The following is a 13,564-nucleotide window of genomic DNA, read 5'->3' as shown; positions in this document are numbered from 1 at the left end:
GCCAGAAAAAGGTGAGAAGTTGAGTAAAACATTGAAAGCCGCTGCAACCGGCGCCATGATCCTCGCGCTGCTGTTCAATTCCATGCCGGCCCATGCCACGCAGCGGATCGAAACTGGCAAGCAGCCCGAGACCCCCTGCGCGGCAGCGCCGTTGGCCAAGGTTGAAACCGGAGCGGTCTTCTCCGATCCGCTAGAAGGCCGGGCCGGAGCAGTGTCCGAGCGCCTGTGCTCGTACTTCAAGCAGGCCTATGCAGGATCAACCATTAAGCTGGCGGCTTTCGTGATTTCGGGGGAGAGCGGCGAAGACTACGTGGACCAGTTGCTCGCAGCACATGCGCGCGGGGTAGAAATACAGGTGGTCATCGACGGGTGGCAAATCTCCAAGGCTCCGGCAGCGAGGCTCATCAATACGCTGGGCACAGATATGAGCTCAGGATCGTGGGTAGCGGTGTGCTCCCACCAGTCGCCTGAGGGAAACACCAGTTCTTGCCAGGGAACCAAAGGCATGCACAACAAGTTCGTGCTGTTCTCAGCGCTGGGTGGGCAGGAAAATGTTGTAGTGCAGGCTTCTGCCAATGTCACCGACGTGAATCACACCAGCTACTGGAACAACGCGCTGACCGTGACCGGCGATGATGGTTTGTACGATGCCTATCGGTCCTACCATGCCGATTTGGCGCGCATGGAACAGTCGCCAGACTACAACAAGACAGTGGCTTCGCGCGGCCCGGCTGGGGCATCGGTAGTCCGGTTCTTCCCAGCTGCCGCCGATGATCCGGTAGCGCAGCGGCTCGCGCGGCTGGAGTGCAAAAACAGGAACAGCTCGGCGGCAGTGGTCATGAGCGAATGGGACGATACACGCACCGCCATCGCTGAGGAACTGGCCCGGCTGAAAACCCAAGGCTGCGCTGTCTCAGTAGCTGCTGGGCCGGTCGGGGCGCAGGTTGCCAATATCCTGGATGCCGCAGGGATCAGCCGTCGCTCAGTAGAGGACAGCTCGACTACAGGGCGCATTCATTCGAAGTATCTGGTGGTTTCCGGCCTTCGGGAGGTGGCTTCTTCGGAAGGCTGCCGCGGGGATGCGTCTTTCGTCTTCACCGGTAGCCATAACTACAACTCCACCAGCCTGCGCCGCAATGACGAAGCCATCCTGGAACTGCATAACCGGAATGTCGTGAAAGACTACCATGCTAATGCCCAGCGTCTGATGCAGATTGGCGTGCCTGCCGCCGGCTAGTAGAGCAAGTTTAGGGTGATTTGTCCTCTGGGCGATGAAACATCTGGTGTGACGTGGCTACGGCCACAACACGCCATTGGCGGCGGCTGTGGATTCAGGTGGTTTTCATCTGGCGGTCCCGTGGCGTTCAGCTGGGGTCGATAGCGTAGTCACTACCCAAACCGTCTCGATGGCGGCGGGGGCCAAGAGTTGCCAGGTCGGTGAGATAGCTTACTGTACATGGTGGCTCGGTGGATTAATGCTAGACTGGGATCAATTGTTTTATGTGTGGCAAAATGGACTCCGTCCGGGTTGCGGGTAGGTTGCGCAACGAATGCCACACTTTCGCACGCCTAGGGACTTTTGATTCTGAGTGCGCGGTAAAGCAAGCAGCTAGCTACATTGCGAAGCGCTAAAACTTTTCTAGGCTTAGGCGTTTTCGTCGTGTTGCCGAAGAACTTAGACAATGGAAGGACACGAAAGTGCCTACTATTCAGCAGCTGGTCCGCAAGGGCCGCTCGCCTAAGGTCGTCAAGACCAAGGCCCCTGCCCTTAAGGGCAACCCAATGCGCCGTGGCGTGTGCACCCGTGTGTACACCACCACCCCGAAGAAGCCAAACTCGGCTCTGCGTAAGGTCGCACGTGTGCGCCTTGCCGGTGGCGTCGAAGTGACCGCTTACATTCCAGGTGTCGGACACAACCTGCAGGAACACTCCATCGTGCTCGTTCGCGGTGGTCGTGTAAAGGACCTTCCAGGTGTTCGCTACAAGATTGTTCGTGGTGCTCTGGATACCCAGGGTGTGAAGGATCGTAAGCAGGCTCGTTCCCGCTACGGTGCAAAGAAGGATGGTAAGTAATGCCTCGTAAGGGTCCGGCGCCAAAGCGCCCACTAGTTTCTGATCCAGTCTTCGAATCCCCATTGGTCACCCAGCTGATCAACAAGGTTCTCGTAGACGGCAAGAAGTCCACTGCAGAGCGCATTGTTTACGGTGCACTCGAAGGTGCCGCAGCAAAGTCCGGCGCCGACGCTGTTTCGACCCTCAAGAAGGCTATGGACAACATCCGTCCAGCCCTCGAGGTTCGTTCCCGCCGCGTCGGTGGCGCTACCTACCAGGTTCCTGTTGAGGTCAAGCCAGGCCGTGCAACCGCACTGGCTCTGCGCTGGCTGGTTGGCTACTCGAAGGCTCGCCGCGAGAAGACCATGATCGAGCGTTTGATGAACGAGATCCTGGACGCATCGAACGGTCTGGGTGCCGCTGTGAAGCGTCGCGAAGACACTCACAAGATGGCCGAGTCCAACAAGGCCTTCGCACACTACCGCTGGTAAGAACCGCTCGGAAAAGCTGGGCATCAACCGATGCCCAGCAATTCCGGCCTCACCTTATAGGGAGACAACGTGGCACAGGACGTGCTTACTGACCTTAACAAGGTCCGCAATATCGGCATCATGGCTCACATCGATGCCGGTAAGACCACTACTACTGAGCGCATCCTTTTCTACACGGGTGTGAACCACAAGCTCGGTGAAACCCACGACGGTGCTTCGACCACCGACTGGATGGAACAGGAAAAAGAGCGCGGTATCACCATTACCTCCGCTGCTGTTACCTGCTTCTGGAACAAGAACCAGATCAACATCATCGACACCCCGGGCCACGTTGACTTCACCGTTGAGGTGGAGCGCTCGCTGCGCGTGCTCGATGGCGCCGTTGCCGTCTTCGATGGCAAGGAAGGCGTTGAGCCTCAGTCCGAGACCGTTTGGCGCCAGGCTGACAAGTACGACGTTCCACGTATCTGCTTCGTCAACAAGATGGACAAGCTGGGCGCTGACTTCTACTTCACCGTAGATACCATCATCCAGCGCCTTGGTGCCAAGCCGCTGGTTATGCAGCTGCCAATCGGCTCCGAGTCCGAGTTCACCGGTGTCGTTGACCTGCTGTCCATGAAGGCATTCGTTTGGGAAGGCGACTCCAAGGGTGACGTCACCATGGGCGCTGCTTACGAAACCCGCGAAATCCCTGCCGACTTGGTTGAGCGTGCTGAAGAGTACCGCGCCAAGCTGGTTGAAGATGTCGCTGAGGCATCCGAAGAGCTCATGGAGAAGTACCTCGAAGGTGAAGAAATCTCCGTTGAGGAACTCAAGGCTGGCATCCGCAAGCTGACCGTGAACTCGGAAGCTTACCCAGTATTCTGTGGTTCGGCCTTCAAGAACCGCGGCGTTCAGCCAATGCTGGATGCAGTCATCGACTTCCTGCCGAACCCACTGGACGTTGGCGCCACCATCGGTCACGATCCGAAGGACGAAGAAGTTGAGCTGACCCGCGAGCCTTCGGAGGACGCACCGTTCTCGGCACTTGCGTTCAAGATCGCCGCTCACCCGTTCTTCGGCCAGTTGAACTTCATCCGCGTTTACTCCGGCAAGGCAGAGTCCGGCGCACAGCTGCTGAACTCCACCAAGGGCAAGAAGGAACGCGTAGGCAAGCTCTTCCAGATGCACTCCAACAAGGAGAATCCGGTAGACGAGATCCACGCAGGTCACATCTACGCTGTAATCGGACTGAAGGCCACCACCACCGGTGACACCCTATGTGATCCAGCCCACCCAATCGTTCTCGAGTCGATGAGCTTCCCGGATCCAGTGATCTCTGTGGCCATCGAACCAAAGACCAAGGGTGACCAGGAAAAGCTGTCGACCGCTATCCAGAAGCTGTCGGCGGAAGATCCAACCTTCACCGTGTCCCTGAACGAAGACACCGGCCAGACCGTCATTGGCGGTATGGGTGAGCTTCACCTGGACATTCTGGTTGACCGCATGAAGCGCGAATTCCGTGTGGAAGCAAACGTTGGCAAGCCACAGGTTGCATACCGCGAAACCATCAAGAAGGCTGTGGAGAAGGTTGACTTCACCCACAAGAAGCAGACCGGTGGTTCGGGTCAGTTCGCAAAGGTCCAGGTCTCGTTCGAGCCTCTGGAAGTTGTTGACGGCGTCACCTACGAGTTCAAGAACGCCGTGACCGGTGGTCGTGTTCCTCGTGAGTACATCCCATCCGTTGACGCTGGTATCCAGGACGCAATGCAGTACGGTATCCTCGCAGGCTACCCACTGGTCGGTGTCAAGGCTACCCTCATCGATGGTGCTTACCACGATGTCGACTCCTCGGAAATGGCCTTCAAGATCGCTGGTTCGCAGGTATTCAAGGAAGGCGCACGCCGCGCTAACCCTGTTTTGCTTGAACCGCTGATGGCTGTTGAAGTCCGTACCCCGGAAGAGTACATGGGCGACGTTATCGGCGACCTGAACTCCCGTCGTGGTTCGATCAGCGAGATGTCCGACGCTGCTGGCGTCAAGGTCATCCGCGCTGGTGTGCCACTGTCGGAAATGTTCGGTTACATTGGTGACCTGCGTTCGAAGACCCAGGGTCGCGCAGTTTACTCGATGACCTTCGACAGCTACTCTGAGGTCCCGAAGGCAGTTGCCGACGAGATCATCCAGAAGTCCCGCGGCGAGTAATCGCCTCGGTATAAAAACCTGGCCGTGACCCCCTTAGCGGGGAAGTGGCCGATCGCGGGCCGGTTCCGTTGAAAAACGGAGCCGGCACCGCAAACGGCCAACGAGGGATTTGCATCACAATGCAGGCCCCGCAGAGGACCGGAATTTCCTAAATTATCCAAGCCCCCAGTAGACTATTTCTAGTTCGTTTGCGAACCGCGCAGACGAAGAATGTCTTCTGTAAATGTTTCTAGGAGGAACTTGTGGCAAAGGCAAAGTTCGAGCGCAACAAGCCGCACGTCAACATTGGTACCATCGGTCACGTTGACCACGGTAAGACCACTCTGACCGCGGCAATCTCCAAGGTTCTGGCTGACAAGTACCCAGACCTGAACGAACAGCGCGACTTCGCTAACATCGACTCGGCACCGGAAGAGCGCCAGCGCGGTATTACCATCAACATCTCGCACATCGAGTACCAGACCGAGAAGCGCCACTACGCACACGTAGACGCTCCAGGTCACGCTGACTATGTCAAGAACATGATCACCGGTGCTGCTCAGATGGACGGCGCAATCCTCGTTGTTGCCGCTACCGATGGCCCGATGGCTCAGACCCGTGAGCACGTTCTGCTGGCCCGTCAGGTTGGTGTTCCAACCCTGATGGTTGCACTGAACAAGTCGGACATGGTTGATGACGAAGAGCTGCTCGAGCTCGTGGAGATGGAAGTTCGCGAACTTCTGTCCTCGCAGGGCTTCGATGGCGATGACGCTCCAGTGATCCGCGTTTCGGGCCTGAAGGCTCTGGAAGGCGACGCAAAGTGGGTTGCAGCTATCGAGGAACTGATGGATGCAGCTGACAGCTTCATTCCAGACCCAGTTCGCGACCGCGACAAGCCATTCCTGATGCCAATTGAAGACGTCTTCACCATCACCGGCCGCGGTACCGTTGTTACCGGTCGCGCCGAGCGTGGCACCCTGGCTATCAACTCGGAAGTTGAGATTGTTGGCATCCGCCCAATCCAGAAGACTACCGTTACCGGTATCGAGATGTTCCACAAGCAGCTCGACGAAGCATGGGCTGGCGAGAACTGTGGTCTGCTGCTTCGCGGTCTGAAGCGCGACGATGTTGAGCGTGGCCAGGTTATCGTAGCCCCAGGCTCGATCACCCCACACACCAACTTCGAAGCTAACGTCTACATCCTGTCGAAGGACGAAGGCGGACGTCACAACCCGTTCTACTCGAACTACCGTCCGCAGTTCTACTTCCGCACCACCGACGTAACCGGCGTTATCACCCTCCCAGAGGGCACCGAAATGGTTATGCCTGGCGACAACACCGAAATGTCGGTTGAGCTGATCCAGCCAATCGCCATGGAAGAGGGCCTCGGCTTCGCAATTCGCGAAGGCGGCCGCACCGTTGGTTCGGGCAAGGTAACCACCATCACCAAGTAGTCTCTACTTGATGAGGTAGTTCCCTAGTGAACTGAAAAGAATCTCCCAGCACTTTTGTGCTGGGGGATTTTTTTCGTTAAATACGAGCCTCAGCTAGTGAATATATCTAGAAGGTGGTCTAATTGGAGGGCGCGACAATTCGCTAAGTGGGGGAGTGGCATCAATGATGGGCTGGATCATCGTTTCTATCATCTTGGTCCTATTGGCTTTCGGCCTCGGCCGGCGCCAGGGGAGTCGGGATAAATCGCAAAGCCAGCAGCAGCTTGATGCGCTGGGCGAAGCGTGGCAGCAAGGCTACGACGAGGCAGTGAAGTACCTGGGGCAACCCGGGCCGCCGGGTGCCTCGGCACCGGCTGCTGCCCAAGCGCCGGGGGTCCCCGCACAGCCGCTCGAAGCGCAGCCTGCAAGCCGCAAAGATGCAGCGCCGGCCGCATCGATGGCACCTTCCAGCCAGCCATACCTCCAGCCATCGGCGGCCGGTGCTGCCCCCGCGTACCGCGCGCCGCTCCCCACGGCCACTCTCCAGCCTGCTGCACCGGTTAAGCCAATCAAGGTGCTCACCAAACGCGAGCGCGAACTGCGCAACATCAACATCACGCTGTACGTCGCGGCCCTGATGATCGTTGCCGCCGGCGCACTCTTCCTGAGCTTCGCGCTTCCGCCACTGTCAAAGCTCATCGCCTTATTCCTGCTGTCTGCCGCTTTCTACGGCGGAGGCCTGGTCACCTTCGCAGTGAAACCGTCCTTGCGTCCGGCAGGAGCCGCCTTTGCCGGCACCGGGCTGGCTTTGTTGCCGCTGTGCGCCATCGCTACCTACAGCACGGTGAACATATCCGGCCCGGCGACCTGGCTGGTTTTCTCAGCCATCGGCACATTAGCCGTGGGCTACGCAACACTGACGTTCAAGTCCCGTGTTCTGGCGTGGGTTGCCGTGCTGATTCTGGTCAGCAGCGCCATGGCCGGCGCGGCCGCGATGCAGCGTGGCGTCCTCTACTACATGCTGATCCTGCTGGTGCTCTCAATTGCGCTGATGCTCTTGGCGGTACGCAGCGAAAGGATCCGCCACTCAATCTTCTTCCGGGCCCTGCACGGCACCGCGCAGCTGCTGCCTGCGTTTGTCTTTGCGCTCTCGGTGATCCTCTTGGAGATGCTCGCCAGCCGGGATTTGTTCTGGATCTTCGCGTTGCTCACCGCCCAGTTGCTGCTCAGCGTCAGGCTGTTGCCCAACCTGCGGCTGCTGCGCACCTACGCTGCCCGCGCTGCTTTCATGGCGATGCTCGTGGCCGGCTGCAACTACCTCGGTTTCTCCGCAACGAGCAGCTGGCTGGTGCTCGCCTTCGCCTTCGGGCTCCAAGCCGTAGCGGTATTGCTCTGCTCCACCGGCTACCAGCAGAGGCTGGGATTGGCACGCAGGCACCTGCAAAGTGAACGTGCGGTGCTGTGGTGCTTAGCGGTGGCTTCGGTGATCGGCGCGTTTCTCTACGCGCAGGGCTTCGAGGCCTTCGTGCTCAGCTACATCGCGGTTCCGATCTTCATGGCGCTGGGCATTCCCGGCTTGCTGCGCAGCGCCAAGCTGGAAGTTGGAGTCATCGCGGTTCTTCCCCTGGTGGCGCTGGTAGATATGCAGAACCACAGTTGGCGCCCGCTGGTGGTATTCGCCCTGGCCCTGCTCGGGCTTTCGCTGGCTCAGCGCAACGCCCGGAACCTGCGCAGGGAAATGACGCTCCATGCGCGCTGGGTCGTTACCCTGGTTGGCGCAGGCGTGCTTGGTGCTGCGCTTGATGAGCTCACGGCTGGGGACTATGGAAATCCTGACGGCTCATCCCCGTTGATTGCGGTGCTCTTCGTGCTGTTCATCTTGTGGGCGGCGAATCTGGCGAGCCGTGCCGTGCTGGATTCCGGCATGGCGCAGGGGCACCGGCTGGGACGGGTGGGCGCTTCGGCTTTGCTTGGCGTGGTGCTGCTCTTCAGCCTGCGCCTGCTGACAACCGCTGGCGACTATTCCTACGCCAGCGAAAGCACCGTGGTGTTCCTGGGTATCGGCGGGCTGGCGTGGTTCATCACTGGCCTTGTGCTCGCAGTTGGCCTGGTCATTGCCTCGGGTTGGCGGCTTCGCGATATTCCTGCACAGCGCCCCGAGCTGGAACAGCCGATCAATGTCGTTGCGGCCTGCCTGCTGATGGGGCTTTATGCGCTCAGCTTCGGCAAGGAGATCTGGCCGCTGGCAATCCTCATCGGGGCGGCAACCTTGGGCTATTTCATCTGGAGCTTGCGCCGCAGCACAAATACGCGGTGGAAGATCCTCTATGCAGCGTTGGCCCAAGTGCTCTTCAGTTCCATGGTGTGGTGGATTGCCTACAGCATGGAATTCGACATCCATGGCCGGTTCTGCCTGCTGCTGGTTTCGATAGCCGTCCCGCAGCTGCTCCGCTTGCTGGCTAGCATCCGCGACGGCAAAGCACTGCGCCGGGAATTGCGCTGGATGGCAGTGGGACTGCTGGCTGGCATTCCACTGGCGACGCTGCCCTACGGGCAGTTCGCGGGCGGCATGGATCGGGGAACGATCCTCTTGGCCTGCTTATTCTTCGGGCTGCACGGGCTGGCCGCGTTCAAGGCCGAGACCAGCTTGACGGTGGCCAAGCGACAGCTCTATCTATTTGCCCCGATCCTGGCACTGATCCTGCTGATCAGCATTCCGGCACTGGCCATGGAAGATGCGACCGGATGGGTCCGCTCTACGTGGTGGAGTTCCCAGGTTGCTTGCGCCATGCTGCTGGCCCTGAGCCTGGCGGCACTCGTGCTTGAACGGCGGTTGCGCGCCAACAAGTCGTACTCGATAGCCCTGGGCCTGGCCATCTTCCTTCCGGCGGCGTGGGCCGCCGCGTGGCAGGCGGGGTCGTGGTGGGCAGTGGGTGCGCACCTGCTGCTGGCCCTCGGCTTCATCCTGCTGGTGCACACGCGCAAGAGCGCCTGGTACGCGGCCGGAGCCGCCATCATGCTGTGCGTCGCTATCCTGCGTGCAGTCTTCGAGGTGCGGCAAGCCGGTGGGGCAGTGGTGCTAGCACCGATGGATGCCGCATGGGCGCTGGTTGGCGCGGGCCTCGCGCTGTACCTGCTGGCAATCTTCCATGGGCGAATGAAGGATCCAATTCCCGGCTATCCGGAATCCGGCTACCTCCATGCCGATCCGCCCGGCAGCTCCTCGCGCTTGTACTTCGCGGCAATGCTCCTGGCCCTGTTGCTGGCCGGTGGCATCGCCCATCTGGATGGCGGTGCGATTTGGCAGGTGGCTGGCGGAGCGCTGCTGGTCTTCGGCGTTGCGGTGCTGGTGCGGCTCTTTGAACTTCCGCGGCGGCTGGTGCCCTACGCGGTGGACGGCTTCATCCTCCTGGGCGCGCTGCTGGCGCTGGGCAGCTATGCCCAGATCCTTGGCACACCGCGGGCCAGCAACTTGGCGGCCTACGCCTGCATTGTTGCAGTAGTGCTGGTCGCGTGGCGCAATATCAGGGCCAACGCGCGATTGGAGAGGGCATACCTGCTGGCCGCCTCGGTGGCCGGCAGCCTGGCCTTGCTCGCCGCACTGGTCCAATCCAATGGTGTTGCGCAGGCGATCGGCCTGGTCTTCTTCGGTGGATTGGTGGCCTGGGGCTTGAAGCTGGGGGAGCGGTTGTTCATTTGGTGGGGTGCGGCGGCTATCACCTTGTCCGTCTTGTGGTTCCTGCGCGATTTGGCATTCCTCTGGCTGGTGGTCATTGGCTTGGGGCTGATTGCGGCCGCGGTCTTCAAGCTGGTGAAGGTCGACAAGCAGAATTCGCTGCCGGTGAGGCCGCAAAACCCTGTTGATCCACCGATCCCTGCGGGGCAGGAGCCGTCCGGGCAGGACGGGCCGCGCCAGGTGTGAGGTCAAGATCACGGGCGCGGATAGGCATAAAAGATTTGCGCGATCGTTGCCGACCTGTCAGACTAGATAAGTTGCTTCAATGCAACCCGGTCCCCATTTATGGGGTAACCGGTCTGGTTTGAACGACCGGGATCGACTCTCACGCAGGATAATGCCTGGGGTTCGGGATCGATACGACTGCTTCAAACTATAAGGCCCTTCGATAAAGTGAAAACTTTGTGGGAGTGTTGTGACTGAAAATTTCACGACACGCCCGAGCGCGGGGGTCGGAGCCTCCTGCGGGTGAGGAACCCGGATCTGATCCGGATTCAGCCGCAGAGCAAGGCGTGCCGGTCTGCAAGGACCCGTATATAGGCACAGAAACTTTAGATAGTGCTAACAGAAAGAGGCATGACGCCATGGCGGGACAGAAAATCCGCATCCGGCTGAAGTCGTATGACCACGAGGTCATTGACGTTTCGGCCCGGAAGATCGTTGAGACGGTCACGCGCGCAGGCGCAACCGTAGTCGGCCCAGTGCCGCTGCCAACGGAGAAGAACGTGTACTGCGTTATCCGTTCGCCACACAAGTACAAGGACAGCCGTGAGCACTTCGAAATGCGCACGCACAAGCGTCTGATCGACATCGTCGATCCGACCCCGAAGGCTGTTGATTCGCTGATGCGTCTCGACCTGCCAGCGGATGTCAACATCGAAATCAAGCTTTAAGGGGAGGTGGCGAGAAAACTATGACCGCAACCCGTAATTTCAAGGGCCTGCTGGGCACGAAGCTCGGCATGACCCAGGTTTGGGATTCGAACAACAACCTGATCCCTGTCACCGTCGTGCAGGCTGATAGCAACGTTGTCACCAAGCTCATCAACGAAGAGCGCGATGGCTACACCGCAGTTCAGATCGGCTACGGCCAGATCGATCCTCGCAAGGTCACCAAGCCACTGGCTGGTCACTTCGAGGCTGCTGGCGTCACCCCACGTCGCCACTTGGTAGAACTGCGCACTGCAGACGCTGCCGAGTACACCGCAGGCCAGGAACTTTCCGTAGAGGTCTTCGAAGCCGGCCAGAAGGTCGACGTCGTAGGCACCTCGAAGGGTAAGGGCTTCGCCGGCGTTATGAAGCGTCACAACTTCCACGGTGTTGGCGCATCGCACGGTGCTCACAAGAACCACCGTAAGCCAGGTTCCATCGGCGGCGCATCGACCCCAGGTCGCGTTTTCCGTGGACAGAAGATGGCTGGTCGCATGGGTGCTGAGCGTGTTACCACTCAGAACCTGACCATTCACGCTATCGACGCTGAGAAGAACCTCCTGCTGATCAAGGGTGCCGTTCCAGGCGCCCGCGGCCGCGTCGTTCTCGTACGCAACGCCGTGAAGGGAGCATAAGTAAATGACTAAGGCACTTAACGTCGAACTGCCTGCAGAGATCTTCGACGTACAGACCAACGTCCCGCTGCTGCACCAGGTTGTCGTTGCACAGCTTGCTGCTGCCCGCCAGGGTACCCACAAGACCAAGGACCGCTCCGAGGTTTCGGGTGCAGGTCGCAAGCCGTTCAAGCAGAAGGGTACCGGCCGCGCCCGTCAGGGTTCGATCCGTGCTCCGCACATGACCGGCGGTGGCATTGTCCACGGTCCAACCCCACGTGATTACTCGCAGCGTACCCCGAAGAAGATGAAGGCTGCTGCACTGCGCGGCGCCCTGTCTGATCGCGCACGCTTCGATCGCGTTCACGTGATTGAGAACTTGGTTGCTGGCGAAACGCCTTCGACCAAGGATGCTCTGGCTACCTTGCGTTCGCTCACCGAGCGCAAGAACCTGCTTGTCGTCATCGATCGCGCCAACGATGTTGCAGCCCTTTCGGTTCGCAACCTCGTCAATGTGCACGTTCTGTACGTCGACCAGCTGAACACCTACGATGTTCTGGTTTCGGATGACGTAGTCTTCACCAAGGCTGCCTTCGATGCCCTGGTCCAGAAGGAGGAAGCCAAGTGAGCGCGTTCTCAAAGGCTCCACACGACGTGGTCATCGCACCTGTCGTATCGGAAAAGAGCTACGGTCTGATCGATCAAGGTCAGTACACCTTCGAGGTGGCACCAAGCTCCAACAAGTCGGAAATCAAGTACGCCGTTGAAGCGATCTTCAACGTCAAGGTTGACTCCGTAAACACCATCAACCGAGCTGGTAAGCGCAAGCGCACCCGCTTCGGGTGGGGATCGCGCAAGAGCACCAAGCGCGCCATCATCACCTTGAAGGACGGCTCGATTGACATCTTCGGCGGTCCGCTTTCCTAAGCGGAGACCACTTTAACGAGGAATATTAATAATGGGAATTCGTAAGTACAAGCCGACTACCCCGGGCCTTCGCGGCTCGTCGGTAGCCGACTTCGCAGAAATCACCCGATCGACTCCGGAAAAGTCGTTGGTTCGTCCCCTGACCAAGTCAGGCGGCCGTAACAACACCGGTAAGATCACCACCCGTCACAAGGGTGGCGGACACAAGCGCGCCTACCGTGTTATCGACTTCCGTCGTCACGACAAGGACGGCGTTCCGGCAAAGGTCGCTCACATCGAGTACGACCCGAACCGTACCGCTCGTATCGCACTGCTCCACTACGTGGACGGCACCAAGCGCTACATCATCGCACCGAACAACCTCAAGCAGGGTGACCCAATTGAGGCCGGCGCAAGCGCCGACATCAAGCCAGGCAACAACCTGCCACTGCGTAACATCCCGGTTGGTACCGTGATTCACGCTGTTGAGCTTCGCCCAGGCGGCGGCGCTAAGATGGCTCGTTCCGCTGGTGCATCGATCCAGCTGGTAGCCCGTGAGGGCCGCTACGCCCAGCTGCGTTTGCCTTCGGGTGAAATCCGCAACGTTGATGTGCGCTGCCGCGCAACCATCGGCGAAGTTGGCAACGCTGAGCAGATCAACATCAACTGGGGCAAGGCCGGCCGTATGCGCTGGAAGGGCGTACGCCCAACCGTTCGCGGTGTTGTCATGAACCCAGTTGACCACCCACATGGTGGCGGTGAGGGCAAGACCTCCGGTGGTCGTCACCCGGTCAACCCTAACGGTAAGCGTGAGGGACGCACCCGTCGTCCAAACAAGGAAAGCGACAAGCTCATTGTGCGTCGCCGCAAGACCGGCAAGAACAAGCGATAGGAGCCTGGAAACATGCCACGCAGCCTGAAGAAAGGCCCCTTCGTCGATCAGCACCTGTTCCTAAAGGTCGTTGCTGAAAACGATAAGGGCACCAAGAACGTCATCAAGACGTGGTCCCGCCGTTCGATGATCATCCCGGACATGCTGGGACACACCATCGCCGTACACGACGGTCGCAAGCACATTCCTGTGTTCGTAACCGAATCGATGGTTGGACACAAGCTCGGAGAGTTTGCCCCAACCCGTACGTTCCGTGGCCACGTGAAGGACGACAAGAAGGGCAAGCGCCGCTAGGCCCCGCAAGGGTACTAGTATCGCTTAGCACTTCTTCGATAGACGAGAGAAGGA

12 protein-coding genes are annotated in these 13,564 nt (G+C 59.4%); all 12 read left to right on the top strand.

Features of this window, described 5'->3' with window-relative positions; translation table 11 throughout:
• Positions 1-19: 19 nt before the first annotated feature.
• Positions 20-1,237: a phospholipase D-like domain-containing protein gene (locus ACWICV_RS06065; RefSeq protein ID WP_400288535.1), complete on the top strand. Its 1,218-nt coding sequence runs from the start codon at positions 20-22 to the stop codon at positions 1,235-1,237.
• A 461-nt stretch (positions 1,238-1,698) separates the two neighbouring features.
• Positions 1,699-2,073, top strand: coding sequence for a 30S ribosomal protein S12 (gene rpsL / locus ACWICV_RS06060; RefSeq protein ID WP_013349694.1), 375 nt, complete (start codon positions 1,699-1,701; stop codon positions 2,071-2,073).
• On the top strand, positions 2,073-2,543 hold the full coding sequence (gene rpsG / locus ACWICV_RS06055) for a 30S ribosomal protein S7 (RefSeq protein WP_096256908.1): 471 nt from the start codon (positions 2,073-2,075) through the stop codon (positions 2,541-2,543). Before rpsL ends, rpsG begins: the two co-directional genes overlap by 1 nt.
• Before the next feature lie 69 nt (positions 2,544-2,612).
• Positions 2,613-4,727, top strand: a complete 2,115-nt coding sequence (gene fusA, locus ACWICV_RS06050; RefSeq protein ID WP_105657667.1) for an elongation factor G — start codon at positions 2,613-2,615, stop codon at positions 4,725-4,727.
• A 242-nt stretch (positions 4,728-4,969) separates the two neighbouring features.
• The gene (gene tuf / locus ACWICV_RS06045) at positions 4,970-6,160 is read left to right on the top strand and encodes an elongation factor Tu (RefSeq protein ID WP_105657666.1); all 1,191 of its coding nucleotides are present in this window, start codon (positions 4,970-4,972) and stop codon (positions 6,158-6,160) included.
• A gap of 154 nt (positions 6,161-6,314) precedes the next feature.
• Positions 6,315-10,061 (top strand): hypothetical protein, encoded by a 3,747-nt coding sequence (locus tag ACWICV_RS06040; RefSeq protein WP_400400515.1) that lies wholly within the window; start codon positions 6,315-6,317, stop codon positions 10,059-10,061.
• A 398-nt stretch (positions 10,062-10,459) separates the two neighbouring features.
• Entirely contained in the window at positions 10,460-10,768 is a 309-nt protein-coding gene (gene rpsJ / locus ACWICV_RS06035; protein ID WP_013349689.1) for a 30S ribosomal protein S10, read from the top strand.
• A gap of 20 nt (positions 10,769-10,788) precedes the next feature.
• Complete coding sequence (rplC, locus tag ACWICV_RS06030; RefSeq protein WP_013349688.1) at positions 10,789-11,439, top strand: 50S ribosomal protein L3; 651 nt, start codon at positions 10,789-10,791, stop codon at positions 11,437-11,439.
• Positions 11,440-11,443: 4 nt separating this feature from the next.
• A complete protein-coding gene (rplD, locus tag ACWICV_RS06025; protein ID WP_105657664.1) occupies positions 11,444-12,046 on the top strand; it encodes a 50S ribosomal protein L4 in 603 nt (200 codons plus the stop codon).
• Positions 12,043-12,345 carry a 50S ribosomal protein L23 gene (rplW, locus tag ACWICV_RS06020; RefSeq protein WP_013349686.1) on the top strand — a complete coding sequence of 101 codons (303 nt, stop codon included), beginning with the start codon at positions 12,043-12,045 and terminating at the stop codon, positions 12,343-12,345. Before rplD ends, rplW begins: the two co-directional genes overlap by 4 nt.
• Positions 12,346-12,376: 31 nt before the next feature.
• Complete coding sequence (gene rplB / locus ACWICV_RS06015; protein WP_105657663.1) at positions 12,377-13,216, top strand: 50S ribosomal protein L2; 840 nt, start codon at positions 12,377-12,379, stop codon at positions 13,214-13,216.
• A gap of 12 nt (positions 13,217-13,228) precedes the next feature.
• Complete coding sequence (gene rpsS / locus ACWICV_RS06010) at positions 13,229-13,510, top strand: 30S ribosomal protein S19 (protein WP_013349684.1); 282 nt, start codon at positions 13,229-13,231, stop codon at positions 13,508-13,510.
• The last annotated feature ends 54 nt before the right edge of the window (positions 13,511-13,564 follow it).

The organism is Glutamicibacter sp. NPDC055354, assembly GCF_053644955.1.
Note: the sequence above shows the minus strand (reverse complement) of the source record. Positions and strands in the feature narration are given on the sequence as shown.

Bases quoted from the DNA above. Each gene is read 5' to 3' on its own strand.
- rpsG (WP_096256908.1), top strand. From the start codon at position 2,073: ATGCCTCGTAAGGGTCCGGCGCCAAAGCGCCCACTAGTTTCTGATCCA.
- rpsJ (WP_013349689.1), top strand. From the start codon at position 10,460: ATGGCGGGACAGAAAATCCGCATCCGGCTGAAGTCGTATGACCACGAG.
- rplC (WP_013349688.1), top strand. From the start codon at position 10,789: ATGACCGCAACCCGTAATTTCAAGGGCCTGCTGGGCACGAAGCTCGGC.
- rplD (WP_105657664.1), top strand. From the start codon at position 11,444: ATGACTAAGGCACTTAACGTCGAACTGCCTGCAGAGATCTTCGACGTA.
- rplB (WP_105657663.1), top strand. From the start codon at position 12,377: ATGGGAATTCGTAAGTACAAGCCGACTACCCCGGGCCTTCGCGGCTCG.
- rpsS (WP_013349684.1), top strand. From the start codon at position 13,229: ATGCCACGCAGCCTGAAGAAAGGCCCCTTCGTCGATCAGCACCTGTTC.